Genomic DNA, 21,895 nt, shown 5'->3' with positions numbered 1-21,895 from the left:
TGCGGGCGACGCGCGCGGATGCCCGCGATTCTTAGCGTGAGGATATGAACATCCGCACAAGAAGGATCATCACCGCGCTGTCGATGCTCAGCGCGGCCGTCATCGCAGCGCTCTCACTGCTGCGCCTTGCCGTGCCTGCCTTCTCGGCCTGGTACGCAGAGCTGTCGGTCTCGCTTCTGGATCGGCTCGTCGACGGCTTCGCCGCTTCGCTGATCGGACTGCTCACCGGCGTCGTGGGTGTCGTCGTCTCGCTGCTGCTGCTCGCCGGAGCCGGCGCGAACCGCACCGGCACGGGCGCGCGCTCGGAACAGGTCCCCGCTCTCGTCGGCACTCTCGCGGTCATGGTGGCGATCGCCGCCGTGCTGCTCGTTCCGGGCGACATCATCCCCGTCGCCGGGTACACGTTCGCGATGGTCGCCATGGGCATTTTCGTGGCCGGTGCGGTGCTGCTGACGATTCGGCATCCGCTCCCGGGCATCGCGGCGCTTGCCGCATTCGCAGGGATCATCGTGTTCTTCACGATCCGGGTGGACGACCCGCTGCTGCTGCCGTCGCTGTTCGCCGCCCTGGGGGCGGAACTGCCGCAGCTGGCGGTCACCTTCGCACACCTGGCGCTGGCCGCAGGCATCGCGCTGAGTGCGATCGGCGACGGTCGCACCCGGGGAGCACTCGGTCGCCGGGTACTCGCGCACCGCACGGCGATCACGGTCGTCGCCGCCGCGTGCGCGGTGCCGTACGCGTTCGCGAGGGCGTCCTGGCTCACGCCCTGGCCGCTGCTCTCACCCGGCTCCGATGTACTCGCCGCCGACCCGGCCGTGCTGGCCACCGGGCTGTCCCTCGGGTTCGCGATGCTCTCCGGGGGCCTGCTCACGCTGGGCCTTGTGCGGCCCTGGGGTGAGCGGTTTCCGCGCTGGTTCGCCGGACTGGGCGGCCGTGCCGTGCCGGTCGGGCTGCCCGTGATCGCTGCGATGACGGTGGCTGTGCTGTTCACCGCCGGCGGGCTCGGCATGGTCGTGCAGGCCTTCGCCGGGCAGTTCGGCGCCCTCGGCCCGGCCGCCGTGATCGAGATCGTGGGGATCTTCCCGTTCTGGCTGTGGGGCCCGGTGCTGGCGCTGGCCACCTGGGGTTACGCGATGCACCGCGCCGGCCGAGAGGCTGCGGTCGGACGGGCGTCGGATGCTGCGGCGCCCCGGGCACGAGCAGGACGACACGCTGCCACGGTGTCGTCTCATGGACTGGCCCAGCTCGACGCATGGGAGAGCCGCGAGGCGTGAGCGGCGGTGCGGGGTTCCGATTCGCCGACACCCCTACCTGCCGGCCACACCCCTAGGTGCGGACGCCCGTACGTGGGGGTGTCGGCAGCACCTGGGGGTGTCGGCGGAAGACGATGCAGGGCACCGGGCGCGTGGCCCGCCACGTGGCGGGTGCGGCGTGGCGAAGTGCGTTCCGGCGGCGGTCGTGCCGAGGGCGTCTCGCGGAGAGAATCGAGACATCCGCGAAGATGCGGAGCTGACCGATCAATGGAGTTCGTGATGACCACCACCTTTCCCGTGCCGCCGTTCGACCCGGAACTGTCCGCCGCGCTTGCCCTCGTCGGAGAGCAGATTCCGTCCACGCTGACGCCCGAGATGATCCCGCTGATGCGGCAGATGCCGGCCGACCCCACGCTCGCCGATCAGGTCGCCGCGGTCAGAGCCGTCGCCGAGGACCACATCATTCCCGGATACGGCGGCGCGGAGATCGCCGTCACCGTGTATCGCAATCCCGAACAGGTCGGCACAGGACCGGGAATCTTCCACATCCACGGCGGTGGGATGATCATCGGTGACCGATTCACAGGTGTGCAAGGGTTCCTGCCTTACATCGCCAGTCACGGTGCGGTGGTCGTGACCGTCGAGTACCGGCTGGCGCCCGAATTCCCCGATCCCGTTCCGGTCGAGGACTGCTACGCAGGCCTGAAATGGACAGCCGAGAACGCCGAGAAGCTCGGTATCGATTCGAGTCGGCTGATCGTCGGCGGCGCGAGCGCCGGCGGCGGACTCGCAGCCGGCGTCACCCTGCTTTCGCGCGATCGGCAGGGCCCGCAGCTTCGGGCGTCCCTGTTGATCTATCCGATGATCGATGACCGCAACACCACCGTGTCATCGCATCAGATCCAGGGCATCGGTGTGTGGGATCGCGTGAGCAATGACACCGGATGGGATGCCCTGCTCGGCGACCGTCGCGGCACAGACGACGTATCGATCTACGCGTCCCCATCACGCGCGACGGATCTGTCGGGTCTTCCACCGACGTTCATCGAGGTTGGCAGTGCCGAGGTGTTCCGCGACGAGGACGTCGCGTACGCCTCCGCGATCTGGGCTTCCGGCGGCGACTGCGAGCTGCATGTCTGGCCTGGCGGCTTCCACGGATTTGATGGGCTCGCGCCGCAGGCCCAGCTCTCGATCATGGCAGTCGCAGCGCGCGTGCAGTGGCTCACGCGAATGCTGGACGCCTGACGTCGCTCGGCTGACACCATTCAGGTCGTCGTCACCCACCCTGCGCTTGGTGCGTAGGGTGGGCATGACGGTGGGAGGATGCTTCGATGAGGGAGCTCGCCGGGCGACTCAGCGCGCTGGACCCCGAAGCCAGCGAGACGCTGCGGGTGATCCAATACTTCGACACGCTCGTCGATGGCCGAGTCGGTGCGGAGGGGATGCTGCGCGGCGCAGCCATGCTCAGTGGCGCTCCGGTCGGTCACCGAGCGTCAGCCGCCCGCCGTGGCCGGGTTTTCGACCCGAACCAGGTGGCCGGTCGTGAGGGCACGCCCGGGGGCTGGCCATCGATACGGCTGGCAGACGACGGCGTGGTCTGGCTCGAGCGCGCCGGCGCACCGCATGCGAACGACGCGATGATCCTCGAGCGTCTGGCCATCGCGCTGTCGATCATGGCGCAGCGTGTGGACACGGCCGCACCGACCCGTCGGGCCGTGGAGATTCTGATGTCGGCGGACGCCGACGACGCGCAGCGCGAGCAGGCGGTGGCGCTCCTCTCGCTTCCGGTGCACGCCACGATCCGTGCCGTCGCGGCTCCGATGTCTGTTCGGCTCAAGAGAGCTGTGCCGCATGCCACCGTCGTGACGAGGTTCGGCGTCGTGCGAGCGATGGTCGCTGTGGGGGACGAACGGATGCCGACGGACAGAGCGGGGATCGGAATCGCCGCTGAGTCAGTGCTTGACCTGCGTGAGTCGTGGCGCGCGGCCCTCATCGCGCTGCGCTTGTCCGATGCGGTGCACACCGTCGTCCGGGCGGATGATCTCGGGGTGCTGCTGAGCGTTGCGGATGCCGAGGATCAGCGCTCCACTCCCCATGCAGACGTCGAAGCGATCGAGACCCTGCGTCGTTCAGGGTGGTCGGAAGAAGTGCTGCGCGGGATCGCCGCGGGCTCCAGCATCCGATCCCTGGCGGTGACCGCCGGCATCCACCACTCGTCCATGGACGGACGGCTCAAGCGGCTCCCGGCGGCGCTGGGCTACGACCCGCTCACTGCCGCCGGGCGCACGCGACTCGACGTTGCGCTCATGCTGCATCGGCTGGCGCACACTCGCTTCGACGGCGACGTGTAGCGACCCTCCCTCGACCGCTCAGGCGGGCACCCTCGTCCAGGCATCCGTCCGCACGCGCCAGTCGAGGGTCGCGAGACGGGCCAGCAGGTAGACGCCGAAGAACGCCACGGCCAGCCACACCAGCCCCGCAGCGCCGTCGACCCCGGTGGCGGCGATGATCCACAGGGCCGGCAGGAACGGCACCAGGTTGAGCATGCCCACGATGGCGAGGTAGCGCGCGTCGTTCGCGCCCATCAGCACCCCGTCGAGCACGAACACGACGCCGGCGACGGGCTGCGCGACGGCGAGCACGATGAGTGCCGGCTGCACGAGTGCGGCGACCGCGGGATCGCCGGTGAACAGCAGCCCCATCCACGGCGACAGCACGGCGATGACCGCGCCGACGATCACCCCGAACCAGACTCCCCATGCGACGGTGCGCCGCAGCACGCGGTGCACGTGATCCAGATCGCCCGCACCGAGCCCCTTGCCGATCAGTGCCTGCGCGGCGATCGCGAGCGCGTCGAGCGCGAACGCGGCGGTCGAGAAGAGCGTGAACGCGATCTGCCAGCCGGCCAGCTCGTCGGTGCCGATCCCGGTGGCGACGCCGACGGTCGCGAGCAGGGCGACGCGCAGGCTCACCGTGCGCAGGAAAAGCCAGCCGCCCGAGCGGGCCGTGCCGCGGATGCCGCTGCGCTGCGCCTTGATCGATGCGCCGTGGCGCTTGGCCAGGTTGCGGATGACGACGACATAGGCGGCCACCATGCCCCACTGAGCCATGACCGTGCCGAAGGCCGAGCCGGCGATGCCCCAGCCGAAGCCGTAGATGAAGACCCAGTTCAGTCCCGCGTTCGCGGCGAATCCGAAGCCGGCGATCCACAGCGGGGTGACGGTGTTCTGCATGCCGCGCAGCAGCCCGGTGGCGGCGAAGACGATGAGCATGGCCGGAAGGCCCCACATCGAGATCGACAGATAGGTGCGTGCCTCCACAGCGACCGGATCGGTCGCGCCGAACAGTCCGACCAGCGCTGGTGTCGCGAGCGATCCGGCGATGGCGAGGAGTGCGCCGAGCGCAAGGGCGAGCCACATGCCGTCGATGCCGACCGAGACCGCGTCGCCCGGCTTGCCGGCGCCGAAGCGCCGCGCGACGGCGGGCGTGGTGGAGTAGGCGAGGAACACCATGAGCCCGACGATCGTCTGCAGCACGGCGCTGGCGATGCCGAGCCCGGCGAGCGGCACCGTGCCGAGATGCCCGATCATGACGCCGTCGATGATCAGGAACAGCGGCTCGGCGACGAGCGCACCCAGGGCCGGCACGGCAAGATGCAGGATCTCGCGATTGAGCGTCGGCGATGCGGAGGGTGTTGCCACCCCACGAGCCTATGGCGTGCTGCGGACAGCGACGGTGCCACCCGTCACATCGCCGCCTACGCTGGAGGAACCGGAGGTGGTGACCATGTCAGACGCGATGAGCGATGCGGCGCGGTACCGCGCGCGGCAGGCGGCAGGTGAGACAGAGTCGTCGGATGCCGGTGTCGAGCCACCCATGGTGCTGAATGCTCAGAACAAGGCGGAGTTCGTCGAGACGGCGATCCAGATCGCGATCCGCCAGGGCGCGTTCGATGACCTGCCCGGAGCCGGGAAGCCGATCGAGGGTCTGGGCACGCATCACGACCCCGACTGGTGGATCCGCCGCAAGATCGAGACCGAGAACCTGACCGGACTGGGGCCGCCGGCGATCATGCTGCGCACCGAGGATCGCGAGCTCGACGCGTCGCTCGATGAGCTCGGACGCGAGGACGATGTGCGTGCCGTGGTCGACGACTTCAACCGCCGCGTGATCGAGGCGCGGCGGCAGCTGAGCGGCGGTCCGCCGGTGGTGACGAAGACGCGCAACGTCGACGCCGAGGTCGCCGCGTGGCGGCAGCGTCGGCAGGTGGCGAAGAAGGCGGATGCCGCGGCCGAGAGCGCCCCGACGCGGCCACCCCGCAGACGCTGGCGTCGGCGACGCAGCGACGGCTGACCCGCGTCGTCGTCGGTGCGGCCGCATAGGCTGGATGCCATGACAGACGTTCTGCCCTCCGGCCTATCCGTCTCGGAGTTCAACCCCGCCATCCGTCCCCAGGATGACCTCTACCGCCACGTGAACGGCACCTGGCTCGAGGCCGCTGAGATCCCCGCCGACAAGGCGCGCTGGGGCTCGTTCCACATGCTCGCCGAGCAGGCCGAGAAAGACGTGCACGCCATCGTCGAGGAGTCGCAGTCGGCAGAGCCCGGCACCCTCGCGCGCAAGGTCGGCGACCTGTTCACCAGCTTCATGGACACCGAGCGCATCGCCGCGCTCGGCACCGCTCCGCTGGCCGAGCAGCTCGCCGAGGTCGACGCCATCGACAGCATCCCCTCGTTCCTCACCACCGTCGGCGCGTTCGACCGCGACGGCGTCGCCGCGCTGATCGGCGTGTTCGTCGAGCCCGATCCCGGCAACCCCGAGCGCTACGTGCCCTTCGCCGTGCAGGCGGGACTCTCGCTGCCCGACGAGAGCTACTACCGGCTCGAGAACTTCGAGGGCACCCGCGCCGCGTACCGCGCGCACCTCGAGCGGCTGCTCGCCCTGGCATCCGTCGGCGACGCCGCAGGCACCGCCGATCGCGCCTTCGCGCTCGAGCACGAGATCGCCGGTCACCACTGGGACAACGTCGCCTCCCGCGACGCGGTCAAGACGTACAACCTGAAGACCTGGGATGACTTCCAGACGCTCGTCGGCGTCGATCTCACTCCGTGGCGGGATGCCGTGCAGGGCCCCGCCACCAACGACGCGTTCGCCGAACTCGTCGTGTTCCAGCCCAGCTTCTTCGAGGGCCTCGGGGCGCTGCTGGTCGAGGACCGGCTCGACGACTGGAAGGCCTGGCTGCGCGCCAAGGTCGTGCATGGTCTGGCCGGCTACCTCACCGACGAGTTCATCGACGAGAACTTCTCGTTCTACGGCACCGAGCTCACCGGCACGCCGACGATCCGCGAGCGCTGGAAGCGCGGCGTCTCGCTGGTCGAGGGCTCGCTCGGTGACGCGGTCGGCAAGATCTACGTCGAGCGCCACTTCCCGGCCGAGTCGAAGGCCGCCATGGACGAACTGGTCGCCAACCTCATCGAGGCGTACCGGCAGAGCATCGAGACGCTCGACTGGATGAGCCCCGAGACCCGCCAGAAGGCGCTCGCCAAGCTCGCCACGTTCCGGCCGAAGATCGGGCATCCCGATGTCTGGCGCGACTACGGCGCCATCGAGATCGACGCATCCGACCTGATCGGCAACGCGCGCCGCGCGACGCGTTTCGAGCACGACCGTCAGATCTCGAAGGTCGGCCAGCCCATCGACCGCGATGAGTGGTTCATGCCTCCGCAGATGGTCAACGCCTACTACAACCCGCTGATGAACGAGATCGTGTTCCCGGCGGCCATCCTGCAGTACCCGTTCTTCGACCCGAACCGCGACGCCGCCGCGAACTACGGCGGCATCGGCGCCGTGATCGGTCATGAGATCGGCCACGGATTCGACGACCAGGGCAGCCGCTACGACGGCGACGGCCGGCTGCAGGACTGGTGGACCGACGCCGACCGCACCGCCTTCGAGGAGCGCACCAAGGCGCTCATCGCGCAGTACGACGCGCTGGTCCCGCTCGGCCTGAGCGACGAGCACCACGTCAACGGCGCGCTCACCATCGGTGAGAACATCGGCGACCTCGGCGGTCTCGGCATCGCGCTCAAGGCCTACGAGCTGTCACTGGCCGGCCCTTCACTTCGACTCGCTGACGCTCGCTCAGTACAAGCGACAGGCTCAGGGACCCAGTCAGGGGGAGTGATCGACGGCTACACCGGCGTGCAGCGCCTGCTGCTGAGCTGGGCTCAGGTGTGGCAGCAGAAGAGCCGCGACGCCGAGACGATCCGCCTGCTCACGATCGACCCGCACTCGCCGAACGAGTTCCGCTGCAATCAGATCCTGAGCAACGTCGACGCGTTCTACGACGCCTTCGACGTGCGCGAGGGCGACGCCCTGCACCTGCCGGAGAAGGAGCGCGTCACGATCTGGTGAACTGCGGTGGAGGGGGATCGGGGAGCGGGCTACGATGAACACGGCCGTCGGGATCGCTCACGCGGGGGAGTGTGATCCTGGAGGCCGTCACCTCCCCCGACCCTCGTTAGGAACGGCGTGGCCCCGCACTCCTCCTCCCCGCCCGAGCCGGTAGAAGGCGCCCGCGCGTCGGCGCGGCGATCGCAGCAGCATCGCGGTCGGCGCACGCCCCGCCGTGCCGCCGCCGGTCGACGGTCGTTCAGCTCGAGCCTGAAGGCGCTGGAAGCGCTCGCACAGTCCGGCGCGCAGGTCTCGGTTCACGTCGCCGATCTCGACAGCGGCGACGTCGTGCTCTCGGGTGACGACCACGTCGCCCTGCCCATCGCGGGTCTGGGCGTCGTGCCCGTGCTGATCGAGACCGCCGCTGGGTTGGAGACGGGTCGGATCGATCCGCTGCGCATCGTCGACAGGACGCGCGCCCAGTTCGTCGCCGGCTCCGGACTGTGGCGCAGCCTGCGGGCGCCGGCGCTGCCGATGGTCGACCTGGCGGTGTTCGCCGCAGCGTCAGGCGACCCCAACGCCGCCAACGCACTGCTCGACGTGGTCGGGCACGATCAGGTGCGCGCGCGGATGGTGAGTCTGGGCATGCCGCGCAGCGCGGTGCTCGACCGGTTCCGCGACAAGCGCGGCCCCGACGACGCCCCGCACGTCGCGGTCGGCACCACCCGCGAGTTCTCGCGCCTGTTCGCCGCGCTGGTGAACTCGACCGTCGTCAACGCCGCCGTCAGCGTGCAGGTGTCGGAATGGCTCAGCCTGAACCAGGACCTCAGCCTGGTCGCTTCGGCCACCGGGCTCGACCCGTTCGCCCACGATCAGGACGCCCACGGTCTGCTGTTCATCAACAAGACCGGACGCGACCGCGGCGTGCGCGCCGAGGCCGGCGTGCTGGGCGGTCCCCGCGCGGGCATCTCGTACGCTCTCACGGTGTGCTTCGACGATCTGTCGATCAACCACCGACTGCGCGCACACGAGGCCTTCCGGGTGCTCGGCACCGACCTGATGGAGTACGTGCACTGACCCGGTCCGCCGAAGAAGCGCGTGTCGCGAGGGGCGGGTTCAGCAGACGTCGGCTGGGAGCTCGTTCCGTCGATGGTACGCCGCGTGGTGCGTCGCGCGGGGTCAGTCGCGAAGCGCCGGACGCTGCTCGGAGTGCGGATGCTTCGGGATGAAGAATGTCAGGACGAAGGCGAGGATGCCCGCGGCGATCGCCAGCCAGAACGAGAACTCGAACGCGTCGCGGGTGGGGATCGCAACGCCGTCGACCTGGACGCTCATCGAAGCGAGTACGCCGCCCATGACCGCGGATGCCGTGGACGTGCCGACCGAGCGGAACAGGGCGTTCAGGCCGTTGGAAGCGCCGGTCTCGTGAGCGGGGACGGCGCGCATGATGATCATCGGCATGGCCGCGAACGAGAATCCGATGCCGACGCCGATCAGCAGGTTCGCGACGATCAGATGCCAGACCTCGCTCGACCACAGCAGCACGAAGACGTACGCCAGCACGATCGCCGCGGTGCCGACGGTGAACAGTGGGCGCGGCCCGACGGTGCGCTCCAGAAATCCCGAGAGCGGCGAGATGACCATCATCACGACACCTGAGGTGGCCACGACCAGCGCGGCCGAGAACACATCCAGACCTAGCCCCGAGCCCGTCTCGACCGGCAGCTCGAGCAGCTGGGGGAAGGTCACGTTCGACGCGAACAGCGCGAACCCCATGCAGATCGCCGCGACGTTGGTGAACAGCACGGCCGGACGGGCGGCGACGCGCAGGTCGAGCAGCGGGTCCTTCGCCCTCAGCTGGTACCAGCCCCACAGCAGCAGCACGAGGATGCCGCCGATCAGCGCTGCCAGTGAGACCGGCGAGACCCAGCCCCACTCCGCGCCACGCGACACGTAGAGCAGCAGACCGGTGAGGCCGATCGCCAGACCGATCGCGCCGACGATGTCGAGTCGGCCGGGGGAGAGGAGCACGTCTTCAGGTACGACGAACGCGACCAGCAGCGCACCGATGACACCCAGCGCGGCGGCGAGCCAGAACAGCCAGTGCCAGTCGGCGTTCGCGGCCAGGTACGCCGCCACTGGCATCCCGACGGCGCCGCCGACACCCATCGTCGCGCTCATCAGCGCCACTGCGGTGCCGAGCCGTTCGGGGGAGAGCACGTCGCGCATGATGGCGATGCCCAACGGGACAACGCCGGTGGTTGCGCCCTGCAGGCCGCGCCCGATGATCACGCCCACGATCGACGTGGAGATCGCGGCGATCACCGAGCCCAGGATGAGGATCAGCAGCAGCGCGATCACCACGCGCTTCTTGCCGTACATGTCGCCCAGGCGTCCCGAGATCGGCGTGGCGACCGCCGCGACGAGCAGCGTGATCGTGACGACCCAACTGGTGTCCTCGCGGGAGGCGTTCAGCAGCTCGGGCAGTTCGGCCTGCAGCGGTACGACCAGCGTGAACATGAACGCCGAGCACAGTCCGACGAACGCGAGTACGGCGACGATCGCCGCCGGAGGTGGGGTGCGTGTCAGCCGTCTTCTCGCCCTGTCATCCGCATTGCCCATCCGATCAGGCTATCGCTCCGGCGTGATCGGGGCTGTGCAGAGGCAGCCGTGCAGAGGGTAGCGTCGGGGGCATGCTGCCTGCTGACTGGACGCCGCACCGCCGCGACGATGGCGAGCTGCTCGGGTGGATCCACCCGTCCGCAGACGAATGGATCGCGATCGATCTGCTCGGGCGACCGGCATCGGCAGCGGTGGACTGGCTCGAGGCCGAAGCCGCATTGGAGCAGGTGGGACTCGCCTGGCTCGCCGATGTGTGGATGCTCGAGGGGGAGGCGCCCGATCCGCTGCGCGTGCGCTTCGTCGAGGTCACGCCCTCGGAGGGCGACGTGACAGGGCGGATCATCATCAAGGTCGACGACTTCGGCGATATGCAGCGCCCGCCCACCGAGCGCTTCACACTGCCCTGGCCCGCGCCCGCCCGTCTGCGTCCGGCACGCGACGGAGACCCCGACGGGCGCACGCTACGGTGACGGCATGAGCACCGTGGCTCCAAACGATCCGGCGGCCGCGAGAGGGATCTCGCGCCGCACGCAGTCCGACATCTACCGCGCGGGCATCAGCGGCGCACGACCCGCTGTGCCCGTCGACGGGCGGGCATTGGATGCTGCGGCGCAGGCCGCACTGTCGGCAGAGGCGTACGCCTACATCGCCGGGGGTGCGGGCGCCGAGGCCACGGTCGCCGCGAACAGGGCGGAGTTCGACCGGTGGCAGGTGTGGCCGCGCCCGCTGCGCGACGTGACCGTGCGTGACCTGTCGGTGGACTTCCTCGGGCGCTCGCGTCCCACCCCGCTGCTGCTCGCACCACTGGGCGTGATGGAGCTCGCGCACCCGGAAGGCGATCTCGCCGTGGCGCGGGCGGCAGCATCCGCCGGCGTGCCGTACACCGTCTCGAACCAGGCATCCTTCCCACTCGAGCGCATCGCGCAGTCGGCACCTGGCGCTCCGCGCCTGTTCCAGCTGTACTGGTCGGCCTCCGACCAGCTCAACGCGTCGCTGCTCGGCCGGGCCGAGGCATCCGGCTGCGAAGCGATCGTCGTCACCCTCGACACGCACCTGCTCGGCTGGCGCACCCGCGACCTCGACCTCGCGTACCTGCCGTTCACGCGCGGAATGGGCATCGCGCAGTACACCTCCGATCCGGTGTTCCGCGACCTGGTCACGCAACGGACGTCCGCTTCCGCCACCGACGGCAGCCCTGTCAAGGTGACGCCCAAGACCATCGCGGCCGGCGTCTCGATCGCCCGCAAGGGCGCACCGCTCACCGGCAGCCGCAGCCTGCGCGACAACCTGCGCTCGCCGCTGCCGCGAGCGGCCGTCGAGACGTTCCTCGACGTCTTCTCGACACCTTCGCTGACCTGGGACGACCTCGCGAAGGCACGCGAGTGGACCTCGCTGCCGATCATTCTGAAGGGCATCGTGCATCCCGACGATGCGGAGAGGGCGGTGGATGCCGGACTTGACGGCGTCTGGATCTCGAACCACGGCGGGCGGCAGATCGACCGTTCGGTGCCGACGCTGGCGGTGCTGCCCGAGATCTCGGAGCGCGTCAGCGGTCGGGTGCCGGTCGTCTTCGACTCCGGCGTGCGCTCGGGTGCGGATGCCGCGATCGCCCTCGCCCTCGGTGCCGACGTCGTGGCCATCGGCCGCCCCTGCGCCTACGGGCTCGGCATCGCGGGGGAGCAGGGCGTGCGCGAGGTGATCCGCAACGTGCTCGCAGAACTCGACATCACCCTCGGGCTTGCGGGTCTCACCTCGGTCGCCGAGCTGGATAGGGACGCGCTTCGAGCGGTGTGACTTCGCGGTACCACTATCTGCCGTCAGCGGTACCATCGGTGTATGGCGATGAATCTGAGGTTGCGGCCGGAGGCAGCGGCGGCACTGAAGGCCGAGTCGGAGCGCACCGGCCTCAGCCAGCAGGAGATCCTTCGCCGCGCCGTCGATGAGCACCTGGGGTTGGCGGAGAAGCCGCGCGACGTCCTGCCGAACTGGGTCGAACCACCGACGCGCCGGTACCGGGCAGTGACCCCTGCGATCCGGCTTCCAGAGGGGCTGACCTCAGAGCAGATCCTCGATGAGCTCAGGGCTGACCGGATATGACAAGGGTCTATCTCGACTCGAGTGCGCTGATCAAACGCATCTTCGACGAGCGCGAGTCACTGGCACTTCGGGATGCTCTCACCGACGCCGAGCAGCACGGCGTGCACCTGGTGACGTCCGCATTGGCGCGGGTCGAAGTCGGCAGAGTCGCACGCACGCGTATCGACGCCGATCTCCCGCGGGTTGTGGGAATGGCGGCTACCGAAGCGATGGACGGAATCTCGACGGCGCACCTGACTCGTACAGTGATGGACAGCGCCCGGATCATCGGTCCGCCGGTCCTGCGCACGGTCGACGCGATTCACCTCGCCACGGCTGTCGCCCTCAGCGCCGACGAGATCTGGACCTACGACATCCGCATGGCGCAGGTCGCCGAAGAACTGGGCATCCCTGCCGTCATGCCCGGCCGTGATTCCATAGACGGATGAGCGCACACGACGAGGTTCCCGCCGAGCAGCATCCCGCCGACACCGACTGGCACCGCTGGGCGCCGATCGGGCAGACGCTCGATGCGAGCCGGACGGTGGGCAGCGGTCCGGTGCCGAGCATCGCCGCGTTCGGGCTGCTGCCGCTGGAGCCGATGCTCGTGCCCGAGAAGCCGCGCGGCGGCGAGCTCGACCCGTCGAAGTGCCACCACTGCAAGCCGTCCGAGTTCACGATCTGGCAGGACGACGAATGGCGGGTCAGCGGCGGCATGCAGGGGCCGACCGGCATCCCCTTCGTCGGTGCGATCTCGCCACGCCGCCACGTGAAGCTCGAAGACGCCCCGATCGAGGTGCTCGCCGGGCTCGGTCCCGTACTGCAGCGTGTCTCGGAGGCGACGAAGGCGATCCCGGCCGTCGCACGGTGCCACTTCTCACGCTGGAACGACGGCTCGGCGCATCTGCATCTGTGGGCGTACGCACGCCCGGCCGGGATGATGCAGGGCCGCGGCGCGATCCTGCCTTACTGGGAGCAGAGCATGCCCGCGATGCCCGAGGAGATGATGCAGGAGTACCTCGAGATCGTCGCGAACGCGCTCGCCGCGGGTGGCGGCGAAGCGTTCCCTTACCGCTGACGGTTTCGGCATCCGGCACAAGAGGGGCAGACTGGGGTCGTGCGCACGATTCGAGATCTCGACACCGTTGAACTGATCATCGAGGCCCAGGGGCTGCTGGATTCGATCCGCGGCCCTGAGCGCGTCATCGATGCTGGCACCCTGCGCGCCCTGCAGCAGTCGGGCAACTACGTCGTGGGGCTCTTCGACGGTGACGACGGCGACGAGCGCATGGTGGGCGCGTCCGTGGCGTTCTTCGGCGTGCCGGGGCGTCGCACGATGCACTCGCACATCACCGCGCTGATCCCCGAGTATCGCGGTCGCGGATGGGGCCGGGAGCTCAAAGAGCACCAGCGCCAGTGGGCGTTCTCCCGCGAGGTCGGCCGGATCACCTGGACGTTCGACCCGCTGGTCGCGCGCAACGCGCACTTCTTCCTCACCGTGCTCGGCGCCCGCGTGACCGACTACGTCGTCAACCAGTACGGCATCTTCGGCGGTGGCGACGCCGGCGACGAGAGCGACCGCTTCGATGTGGAGTGGTCATTGGCCGATATCGCCAAGCCGCCGGCATCCGACGCCGTCAAGGCGACTCTCGAGATCCCCACCGACGTCGAGGCGATGCGCGTCACCGATCCGGCCGCCGCACACGAGTGGCGACTGCGCCTGCGCGGTGAGGTCGAGCAGCTGCGCGACCGTGGCCTGCGCGTGGCCGGATTCCAGGCCGGTCGGGGCTACCTGTTCTGCGAGTGAGCCACCGACAGCCTGTCACCGCGCCAGGGGGTCGCCGGTAGGATGAGGGATGCCCGTCATTCCGGGCGATTCCCCGTAGCATCCGACCATTGGAGCCACCGTGGCCGAACAGTCCCGTCTTGACAAGGTCATCGCCCTCGCCCGCCACCGCGGGTTCGTGTTCCAAGCGGGTGAGATCTACGGCGGCTCCCGTTCGGCATGGGACTACGGCCCCCTCGGCACCGAGCTGAAGGAGAACATCCGCCGGCAGTGGTGGCAGACCTTCGTGCGCGGACGCGGCGACATGGTGGGGCTCGACTCGTCGATCATCCTGCCCAAGCGCGTGTGGGAGGCCTCCGGCCACGTCGCGACCTTCACCGATCCGCTGGTCGAGTGCCTGCAGTGCCACAAGCGCCACCGGGAAGATCACCTCATCGAGGCGTTCGAGGCGAAGAAGGGCCGTCTGCCCGAGAACGGCATGGCCGACATCGTCTGCCCCGACTGCGGCACCCGCGGCCGCTGGACCGAGCCGAAGTCGTTCTCGGGACTGATCAAGACCTACCTCGGCGTCGTCGACGACGAGTCGGGCCTGCACTTCATGCGCCCTGAGACCGCGCAGGGCATCTTCGTGAACTTCTCGAACGTGCTCACTGCCAGCCGCAAGAAGCCGCCGTTCGGCATCGGCCAGGTCGGCAAGGCGTTCCGCAACGAGATCACCCCCGGCAACTTCATCTTCCGCACCCGCGAGTTCGAGCAGATGGAGATCGAGTACTTCGTGCCGCCGACCGAGGCGCAGGAGTGGTTCGAGCACTGGGTCGAGGCGTGCTGGGACTGGTTCGTCGACCTGGGCATCGAGCCCGACAACATGCGCCGGTTCGACGTCCCTGAGGACGAGCGCGCGCACTACTCGGCCGCGACCATCGACTTCGAGTACCGCTTCGGCTTCCCCGGCAAGGAGTGGGGCGAGCTGATGGGTGTCGCCAACCGCACCGACTACGACCTGTCGAGCCACACCGAGGCATCCGGGCAGAACCTCAACTACTTCGACCAGGCGTCGGGCGAGCGCTACACGCCGTACGTGATCGAGCCCTCGTTCGGCCTGACCCGCTCGATGATGGCGTTCCTCGTCGACGCGTACGAAGAGGAAGAGGTGCCCAACGCCAAGGGCGGCACCGATACCCGCACGGTGCTCAAGCTCGACCCGCGCCTGGCGCCGGTCAAGGTGGCCGTGCTGCCGCTCTCGCGCAACGAGAAGCTCTCGCCGCTGGCGCGGGAGGTGGCCGACACTCTGCGCGGTCGCTGGAACATCGACTTCGACGACGCCGGCGCCATCGGCCGCCGCTACCGCCGTCAGGACGAGGTCGGCACCCCGTTCTGCGTCACGGTCGACTTCGACTCGCTGGATGACCGCGCCGTTACCGTGCGCGACCGCGACACGATGGGTCAGGAGCGGGTGCCGCTCGACGCTCTGCAGTCCTACCTCGCCGAGCGCCTGCGCGGAGCCTGACGGGTCCCACCGTCACGCCGAAGCCCCCTCTGATCGTCGCCGCCCCCTCGGGCGGCGCGAATCAGAGGGGGCCTCGGCGTTGGGAGGGGGCTTCGACGTCGGATGCCCGAGAGCTGATGCTCAGAAGTCCTCGCCCTCGGCCTGCGAGGGGTGCTTGTCGAACCAATACGGGCGACCGATGAACAGGTGGGCGTCGGTGTCGAAGACTTCACTGGTGTCGTTGCGGTTCACGATGGGCTCCTTTGCGCGTGTGCGAGTGGCTTGCTTCAAGCATTGCTCATGGATTCGTGCTCTTACTCGGGGCGCTGACCGAAAGAACCGCGATATCTTCCATCAAGGAAAGTCGCTGGCCCCGGGGCGCTAGGGTGACGAGGTGAGCAGCGAAGCGGATGCAGAAGCGTCGGATGCCCGAGCGCGACGCCGCACCTGGATGACCGGTGGCGCGCTGCTCGTGCTCGCGGCCGCGGTGGGGCTCGTGGCTCGCGGACCGCTCGGCTGGATGCACTACGGCAAGGACTGGCTGTGGGGCATCGGCGTGCTCGTCCTCGCGATCGGAATCGGGAGTGCGGGCAGCATCACCGGCCGGCGTCCGCTCGCCACGATCGTCGTGATCCTTCAGGTGATCGTGGCATCGCCCGCGGTGTCCTGGTATCTGTCCACGCGGCTGCCTGACCTTCCCCCGAGCACTCATGCCGCTGAGGATGCCTGGACGGCACTGTTCATCCCCTACTACCTCGTGGTCTTCATCCTGACGCTCGTCGCTGCGACTCTGATCGGCACGGCCCGAGCGGTGCCGATGCCGTGGAGCTGGGCGCCCTTGTGGGCGGTCCTCGTCGCTCTCGCCATCGGGTTCGCGTCTGCGCTCGGAGCATACGCGCTCGGCGGCTTCACCATCGTCTATCTGCCGATGATCAGCACCGCACTGCTCGGCATCCTGGCCATCGTGCTCGGAATCCGCAGCATCCCGGCATCCGTCGTCGTGCAGTGACGCGCCGGTGCCGGCTGCGCGGTCTCGCCCCTGCCCACCTACGCCGCCCCTGCTGATTCACGTGAATCAGCAGGGGCGGGGTAGCCCAGCAGGGGCGGGGCGGGGCGAGACGAGCGCGCGTCGGATGCCCGCGGCCATCGATACAGTAAAGATGTGATCACCGTGGATGCGAGCGGCAAGGCCGCGATGGAGCGCCGGCGCACGTGGCTGATCGGCGGCATCCTGCTCGTCGCCTACGCGATGATGACGCTGGTCGGCTGGATGGGCACCGCCCTCAGTGTCGGACGGCTGCCGTCGCTGCTGATCTCGGCGGCTTTCCTGATCTTCGCGGTCGGCATCGGCCGGGGTGGGAGCGTCACGGCGCGGCGCCCGCTCGGCACCGGGGCGCTGATCGCTCTGGCGCTGTGGCACGCGGGCGCTCCGTGGCTGTTCGATCTCATCCCCGACACGGCGTACGACCACCCCGGCTACTTCGCCGCCGTGCAGATGCTCACGATCACCGGCGTCGTGGTCGAACTCGTGCTGGCGATCATCGCGGTCACCCAGATCGGACGCACGGGTGTCGTGCCCCCGCCGTGGCGGTGGGCGCCGCTGTGGGTGCTGATCGCGGTCATCGCGGGCCAACTGCCGCAGACAGGAGCAGTGCTCGGCTCGATGGTCACCAGCCAGGACGCTCTGGTGACCATCAACGCGCTGGCCGCGCTGCTCAACGCCGCCGGCGTCTGCTTCCTCGGCGTGCTGGCGATCGTGCTCGGGACACGCCGCGAACCGGCATCCGTCGTCGTGTACTGACGCATCCTCGCCCCTGCCTACCTACGCCGCCCCTGCTGGTTCACGTGAATCAGCAGGGGCGGCGTAGCCCAGCGGGGGCAGCGAGCGACTCCCGCGGCGTCAGGCCCGCGAGATGCGCAGCGTGCGCACCTCGAAGGGACGCAGCGCGAGCTCGCCGCCGGTGCGCGCGTCGTCGACGTCGTCTTCGATCAGCGAGATCTCTCGGATGCCCGAGTGCGCGAACCCGACCGAGAGCACGCCCCGCGTGCGACGGCCCAGCGACTCGTACACCCGCACGATGACGTCGCCCGAGCGATCGTCGGCCAGCTTCACCGACGACACCACGATGCCCTCGCCCGAGACCGACACCAGCGGCTCGACCTCATTCGCACCGCGCACGAGCGTGGCCGGGGCGTTCAGGGCGATGCCCTCGGCGGTGGCGATCCCGGCATCCGCTCCGATCACGAACCCGACCTCGATCTGGTGCATGCCGTGGTCGGTCTCGGGATCGGGGAAGCGCGGAGCGCGCAGCAGCGAGAGGCGGATCGTGGTCGTCACGTCATCACCGTCGACCTCGCGCGAGGTGTCGTAGCCGTAGATCGAGTCGTTGATCAGCGCGGCGCCGAAGCCGTCGTCCTCCTGCGCGAGCACGAAGCGGTGCATCGAGGTCTCGAACTTCGCGGCCTCCCAGCTGGTGTTCACATGCGTGACCCGGCGCTGGAAGCCGAACTGCGTCTCGGCGAGCGTCTCGCGCGCGAAGATGTCGAGCGGGAAGGCGAGCTTGAGCAGCTTCTCGGTCTCGTTCCACTCGATGTCGTTCAGCAGCAGCACGGTTCGCGAGTCGGGGCGCAGGATGATCGTCTGCTCGATCGTCGACTGCGAGAACTCCCGCTTGACGAGCACGGTCGCCGCGCCGTCGATGACGGATGCCGAGATCGACGTGACTCCGGTGAGGTCATCGACCCGGTTCTTGTAGTACCGGTCGATGTCCCACGCGTCCCACATGTTCGGGAAGTCCTGGTGCAACTGAAACAGGTTCGCAGGCGACCCTGCGGGGATCGTCTCTCGGCCGGTGTCCTTGTCGATCGCCGAGACGATCAAACCCTCGGGCGAGACGGTCACCGAGACGAGGTCGTTCTCGAGCAGCCAGCCTTCTTCCGGTCCCTGAGCCGATCGAAGGGCGGTCAACTCGGCGGGTCCGCTCGCGAAGTCCTCGGACGACAGCTCGGCGGCACCGAGCGCGCGGGCGCCGGTCGCCGCACCCACCGACGTCGGCGTGAAGCGTAGCAGCTTTTCACCCTCGCCGGCCAGTACCTCGCGCGCCGTGGCCGAGAGGGCTTCAGCATCCGAGATCACATCGCCGAGCGTCTCGACCGCCTCGCGGTGCACCCACGCGATCGACGTGCCGGGCAGGATGTCGTGGAACTCGTGCAGCAGCACGAGCTGCCACAGCCGGTCGAGCTCTTCGTACGGGTACTCAGTGCCGCGCTGCACGGCAGCGGTCGCCGCCCACAGTTCGGCCTCGATGAGCGCCTGTTCCGCCCAGCGGTGCAGCGCCTTGGTGGCATGCTGGCTGGTGAGGGTGCCGCGGTGCAGCTCGAGGTAGAGCTCGCCGACCCAGACGGCAGGGTCGGTCAGCTCGGCGCGCGCGTCGTCGAAGAACTCGTCCGGGTGCTTCCACTCAACCTTCGCCGACCCCTCGAGGTCGGCCAGACGCGACGCCTTTCCGGTCATCTCGCGGGTCGTGCCGCCGCCACCGTCACCCCAGCCGACCGGGGCGATCGACATGGTGCCGACGCGGTTCTCCTTGAACTGGCGGGAGGCCTTGGCGACCTCCTTGCCGCTCAGCTGCGAGTTGTACGTGTCCATCGAGGGGAAGTGCGTGAACATGCGCGAGCCGTCGATGCCCTCCCACAGGAAGGAGTGATGCGGGAACACGTTGCGCTGGTTCCACGAGATCTTCTGCGTGAAGAACCACTCGAACCCGGCGCGACGCATCAGCTGCGGCAGCGCGGGGGAGTAGCCGAAGCTGTCGGGCAGCCAGACGCCCTTCGAGCGGATGCCGAACTCGCGCTCAAAGAAGCGCTGGCCGTGTGAGAACTGGCGCACCAGCGACTCTCCGGTCGGCATGACGGTATCGGACTCGACCCACATCCCACCCAGCGGCAGGAACCGGCCGGCCTCGACGGCGGCCTTCACGCGCTCCCACACCTCGGAGCGGTGCTTCTTCATCCAGGCGTACTGCTGCGCGCTCGACATGCCGTAGGTGAAGTCGGGCTGCTCGTCGATCAGCGTCGTCATCGAGGAGGTGGTGCGGGCGACCTTGCGGATCGTCTCGCGCACCGGCCACAGCCAGGCGGAGTCGATGTGCGCGTGACCGATGGCGGCGATGCGGTGCGCGCTCGCGTCGGCGGGCGATGCCAGCACTTCGGTCAGCTGCGCCCGGGCATCCGACGCGGTCTCGACGATGCGCTGCAGGTCGAGTGCGTCCAGCGCGTTGTCGAGTGCCTGCAGAATGCGCATCCGGCGCGGCGAGGTCTCGGGCAGCTCAGCCTGCAGCTCGATGAGCACCTCGAGATCGAGAGACAGGTCGAAGACCTCGGGCTCGAAGACGGCGAGGTCCATGTGCCGCACGCGGTACAGCGGCTCGGGGGACGAGGTCTGGATGTCACCCTCCTGCGTCGGCAGGAAGGGGTGGTAGTCGAGCAGCACCGGGTTGGCAGCGCCCTCGAGATAGAACTCGACCGCCTCGCCGGGGCCGGCCTCGATCGCCACCCACTGGTTGCGCGGGTTGATGCTCTTCATCGGAGTGCCGTCGGGGCGGTAGGCGAGCGCCTCGCACTGAAATCCGGGCATGTTGATGTCGAAGCCGAGATCGATGAGCGCCTCGATGCGCTTGCCCGCCCAATCGGCCGGTACCTCGCCGCGCACGCGGAACCAGGTGGTGCTCCAGGCGGGGCCCCACATCGAGCCGGCGCTGAACGGCTCGAACTCGAGGGCGAGGCCCTCGGCTGGGGCGATCGGCTCGCCGGGCAGCCGGTTCGCGGTGATCTCGAGCGGGACGCGCGCCGAGTGGATGGCGGGCCGCACGCGCTCGGTGAGGACGCGGTTCACGCGTCCGACGGTGAGCGAGGTCTCTTCGTGCATCGGGTGTGTCCCCTCAATCAGTCGGTGGCAGTTCAGTCCACGACGGTGTTGTTCGACGCGTAGGTCGCGACGTCGCCGGAGAGGTCGGGATGCACGAGCTCGGTGATCCCGCGGGCGCTCAGCGCGGTGGCATCCGAGGCGTCCTTCGAGGTGACGAACGTCGCGTCGACGCCGTCGGCGCACGCCGCCAGCCACGCCTCGAAGATCGGTCCGCCGGGCGCGAGTGCGCCGCGGCTGACCGGGGTGTCGTCGGCATCCACCTCGATCACGATGCCGAGCGCGCGCTTCGGCGCTGCACGGCGTTCACGCAGTTCTGGGATGATCTCGGCGAAGCGCGTCCCGATCGGCTTGGCGGCGCCGGACTGATCGATCAGCCCGAGCGAGTACTCCAGCTCGGGAAAATCGGCGAGCGTGCGGCTGACGTCGTGCGAGCACCACCAGGTCACGCCCCAGAGGTTCGCGGTGCGTGCCGCATGGCGCACCGTGGCCTCGAGGAAGCCGGGCATCTCGTCGTCGGTCAGGCAGTTCGACGGCGCCCCCACCTCCTGCAGCCAGGTGCGCCGCTGCGGGTCGGTCGCGAAAGCGCGGGTCACCTCGATCATGTACTCGGCATGGCGGTCGGATGCTGACGACCGGCCCCCGTAGCGCTGGGCGGTGCCGTTGAAGATCCACGAGTGCACCGTCGTCATCGCGCCCAGGCGAGCGGCGAGCGCCGGCGTGAACCCGTGCCCGTCCAGGTACCAGGCGGCGTCGTACTCGCTGTGCACATGCTCCTGGTCCGGCGCGGCCGAGTCGGCCGCATCGAGCAGGGCGGTGATCCAGTGGGCGGCTTCGGCGGTGGTCACCGGCCAGGGAGAGGGATGCACGGATGCCGAGAACTGGTTCGTCTCGTTCCCGGTGGTGAACCCGAGGAAGTTCTTCGCGCCGCCCAGCTCCTCGGCGAGACGCTCGACGAGCGCGACCTGCCCGCTGAGGGCATCCGGGTGGGTGAACATGTTCTTGTCATGCCAGGTGTACAGCCACGACGGGATGAAGTCGAAGCTCGACAGGTGCCCCTGGATGACGTCGACGCTGACATCCAGCCCGAACTCGGCTCCCGCGTCGACCACGGCGCGCACATCGGCGACGGCCTCAGCGCGGATGAGCGTGCGGTTGGGCTGCAGCACGGGCCAGAGGGGGAAGATCCGCACGTGATCGAGCCCGAGTGCGGCGAGGCCGGCGAAGTCGCGGCGGACGTCATCGAGGTTCAGCGACAGCCACGAGTGCATCCAGTTGGCGGAGGGGGTGTAGTTCGCTCCGAAGCGCAGCCGTGCGTCACCGGGAGGGGTCGAAGACATCGCCGTCCTTTCGTC

At 69.1% G+C, this 21,895-nt stretch carries 19 protein-coding genes; 15 read left to right on the top strand and 4 right to left on the bottom strand.

All coding sequences use genetic code 11. The features are described 5' to 3' along the window. Positions 1-44 precede the first annotated feature (44 nt). From WDU99_RS06445 to WDU99_RS06435, 3 genes are all read left to right on the top strand, one after another. Entirely contained in the window at positions 45-1,274 is a 1,230-nt protein-coding gene (locus WDU99_RS06445; protein ID WP_337331621.1) for a hypothetical protein, read from the top strand. Positions 1,275-1,532: 258 nt separating this feature from the next. Next, positions 1,533-2,498 carry an alpha/beta hydrolase gene (locus WDU99_RS06440; protein ID WP_337331620.1) on the top strand — a complete coding sequence of 322 codons (966 nt, stop codon included), beginning with the start codon at positions 1,533-1,535 and terminating at the stop codon, positions 2,496-2,498. An 86-nt stretch (positions 2,499-2,584) separates the two neighbouring features. Further along, a complete protein-coding gene (locus WDU99_RS06435) occupies positions 2,585-3,604 on the top strand; it encodes a CdaR family protein (protein WP_337331619.1) in 1,020 nt (339 codons plus the stop codon). Between the two features lie 18 nt (positions 3,605-3,622). Here the strand turns inward: WDU99_RS06435 and WDU99_RS06430 are convergent, their stop codons facing one another. After that, positions 3,623-4,954 (bottom strand): MATE family efflux transporter, encoded by a 1,332-nt coding sequence (locus WDU99_RS06430; protein ID WP_337331618.1) that lies wholly within the window; start codon positions 4,952-4,954, stop codon positions 3,623-3,625. An 85-nt stretch (positions 4,955-5,039) separates the two neighbouring features. On the opposite strand from WDU99_RS06430, the gene WDU99_RS06425 reads away from it, so the two are divergent. The 3 genes from WDU99_RS06425 (at position 5,040) to WDU99_RS06415 (ending at position 8,723) form a co-directional block, all read left to right on the top strand. Then, entirely contained in the window at positions 5,040-5,606 is a 567-nt protein-coding gene (locus WDU99_RS06425) for a DnaJ family domain-containing protein (RefSeq protein ID WP_337331685.1), read from the top strand. Positions 5,607-5,645: 39 nt separating this feature from the next. After that, positions 5,646-7,667: a M13 family metallopeptidase gene (locus WDU99_RS06420; RefSeq protein ID WP_337331617.1), complete on the top strand. Its 2,022-nt coding sequence runs from the start codon at positions 5,646-5,648 to the stop codon at positions 7,665-7,667. A gap of 117 nt (positions 7,668-7,784) precedes the next feature. Beyond that, on the top strand, positions 7,785-8,723 hold the full coding sequence (locus WDU99_RS06415) for a serine hydrolase (protein ID WP_337331616.1): 939 nt from the start codon (positions 7,785-7,787) through the stop codon (positions 8,721-8,723). A gap of 102 nt (positions 8,724-8,825) precedes the next feature. On the opposite strand, the gene WDU99_RS06410 is transcribed toward WDU99_RS06415, so the two are convergent. Then, complete coding sequence (locus WDU99_RS06410) at positions 8,826-10,268, bottom strand: MFS transporter (protein ID WP_337331615.1); 1,443 nt, start codon at positions 10,266-10,268, stop codon at positions 8,826-8,828. A 71-nt stretch (positions 10,269-10,339) separates the two neighbouring features. Here WDU99_RS06410 and WDU99_RS06405 point away from each other — a divergent pair, with 71 nt between their 5' ends. From WDU99_RS06405 to WDU99_RS06365, 9 genes are all read left to right on the top strand, one after another. Further along, positions 10,340-10,738, top strand: a complete 399-nt coding sequence (locus WDU99_RS06405) for a hypothetical protein (RefSeq protein WP_337331614.1) — start codon at positions 10,340-10,342, stop codon at positions 10,736-10,738. Positions 10,739-10,742: 4 nt separating this feature from the next. Then, entirely contained in the window at positions 10,743-12,062 is a 1,320-nt protein-coding gene (locus WDU99_RS06400) for an alpha-hydroxy-acid oxidizing protein (RefSeq protein ID WP_337331613.1), read from the top strand. Between the two features lie 42 nt (positions 12,063-12,104). Further along, entirely contained in the window at positions 12,105-12,365 is a 261-nt protein-coding gene (locus tag WDU99_RS06395) for a ribbon-helix-helix protein, CopG family (protein ID WP_337331612.1), read from the top strand. Then, positions 12,362-12,793, top strand: coding sequence for a type II toxin-antitoxin system VapC family toxin (locus WDU99_RS06390; protein ID WP_337331611.1), 432 nt, complete (start codon positions 12,362-12,364; stop codon positions 12,791-12,793). Before WDU99_RS06395 ends, WDU99_RS06390 begins: the two co-directional genes overlap by 4 nt. Continuing rightward, positions 12,790-13,422 (top strand): hypothetical protein, encoded by a 633-nt coding sequence (locus tag WDU99_RS06385; RefSeq protein WP_337331610.1) that lies wholly within the window; start codon positions 12,790-12,792, stop codon positions 13,420-13,422. Before WDU99_RS06390 ends, WDU99_RS06385 begins: the two co-directional genes overlap by 4 nt. 39 nt (positions 13,423-13,461) lie before the next feature. Next, positions 13,462-14,151 (top strand): GNAT family N-acetyltransferase, encoded by a 690-nt coding sequence (locus WDU99_RS06380; protein WP_337331609.1) that lies wholly within the window; start codon positions 13,462-13,464, stop codon positions 14,149-14,151. A 100-nt stretch (positions 14,152-14,251) separates the two neighbouring features. Next, positions 14,252-15,637: a glycine--tRNA ligase gene (locus tag WDU99_RS06375; protein WP_337331608.1), complete on the top strand. Its 1,386-nt coding sequence runs from the start codon at positions 14,252-14,254 to the stop codon at positions 15,635-15,637. A gap of 373 nt (positions 15,638-16,010) precedes the next feature. Further along, the gene (locus WDU99_RS06370; RefSeq protein WP_337331607.1) at positions 16,011-16,625 is read left to right on the top strand and encodes a hypothetical protein; all 615 of its coding nucleotides are present in this window, start codon (positions 16,011-16,013) and stop codon (positions 16,623-16,625) included. A gap of 153 nt (positions 16,626-16,778) precedes the next feature. Continuing rightward, positions 16,779-17,417 carry a hypothetical protein gene (locus WDU99_RS06365; protein ID WP_337331606.1) on the top strand — a complete coding sequence of 213 codons (639 nt, stop codon included), beginning with the start codon at positions 16,779-16,781 and terminating at the stop codon, positions 17,415-17,417. A 99-nt stretch (positions 17,418-17,516) separates the two neighbouring features. On the opposite strand, the gene WDU99_RS06360 is transcribed toward WDU99_RS06365, so the two are convergent. Together WDU99_RS06360 and WDU99_RS06355 are read right to left on the bottom strand one after the other, a co-directional pair. Beyond that, positions 17,517-20,543 carry an alpha-mannosidase gene (locus WDU99_RS06360; RefSeq protein WP_337331605.1) on the bottom strand — a complete coding sequence of 1,009 codons (3,027 nt, stop codon included), beginning with the start codon at positions 20,541-20,543 and terminating at the stop codon, positions 17,517-17,519. 32 nt (positions 20,544-20,575) lie between these two features. Continuing rightward, positions 20,576-21,880, bottom strand: a complete 1,305-nt coding sequence (locus tag WDU99_RS06355; protein WP_337331604.1) for a glycoside hydrolase 5 family protein — start codon at positions 21,878-21,880, stop codon at positions 20,576-20,578. Positions 21,881-21,895 lie beyond the last annotated feature (15 nt).

Source organism: Microbacterium bandirmense (genome assembly GCF_037204185.1).
GTDB classification, from domain to species: Bacteria; Actinomycetota; Actinomycetes; order Actinomycetales; family Microbacteriaceae; genus Microbacterium; species Microbacterium bandirmense.
Note: the sequence above shows the minus strand (reverse complement) of the source record. Positions and strands in the feature narration are given on the sequence as shown.

Bases quoted from the DNA above. Each gene is read 5' to 3' on its own strand.
- WDU99_RS06355 (WP_337331604.1), bottom strand. From the start codon at position 21,880: ATGTCTTCGACCCCTCCCGGTGACGCACGGCTGCGCTTCGGAGCGAAC.
- WDU99_RS06445 (WP_337331621.1), top strand. From the start codon at position 45: ATGAACATCCGCACAAGAAGGATCATCACCGCGCTGTCGATGCTCAGC.
- WDU99_RS06405 (WP_337331614.1), top strand. From the start codon at position 10,340: ATGCTGCCTGCTGACTGGACGCCGCACCGCCGCGACGATGGCGAGCTG.
- WDU99_RS06390 (WP_337331611.1), top strand. From the start codon at position 12,362: ATGACAAGGGTCTATCTCGACTCGAGTGCGCTGATCAAACGCATCTTC.
- WDU99_RS06435 (WP_337331619.1), top strand. From the start codon at position 2,585: ATGAGGGAGCTCGCCGGGCGACTCAGCGCGCTGGACCCCGAAGCCAGC.
- WDU99_RS06440 (WP_337331620.1), top strand. From the start codon at position 1,533: ATGACCACCACCTTTCCCGTGCCGCCGTTCGACCCGGAACTGTCCGCC.
- WDU99_RS06425 (WP_337331685.1), top strand. From the start codon at position 5,040: ATGTCAGACGCGATGAGCGATGCGGCGCGGTACCGCGCGCGGCAGGCG.
- WDU99_RS06385 (WP_337331610.1), top strand. From the start codon at position 12,790: ATGAGCGCACACGACGAGGTTCCCGCCGAGCAGCATCCCGCCGACACC.
- WDU99_RS06400 (WP_337331613.1), top strand. From the start codon at position 10,743: ATGAGCACCGTGGCTCCAAACGATCCGGCGGCCGCGAGAGGGATCTCG.
- WDU99_RS06410 (WP_337331615.1), bottom strand. From the start codon at position 10,268: ATGGGCAATGCGGATGACAGGGCGAGAAGACGGCTGACACGCACCCCA.
- WDU99_RS06395 (WP_337331612.1), top strand. From the start codon at position 12,105: ATGGCGATGAATCTGAGGTTGCGGCCGGAGGCAGCGGCGGCACTGAAG.
- WDU99_RS06420 (WP_337331617.1), top strand. From the start codon at position 5,646: ATGACAGACGTTCTGCCCTCCGGCCTATCCGTCTCGGAGTTCAACCCC.
- WDU99_RS06360 (WP_337331605.1), bottom strand. From the start codon at position 20,543: ATGCACGAAGAGACCTCGCTCACCGTCGGACGCGTGAACCGCGTCCTC.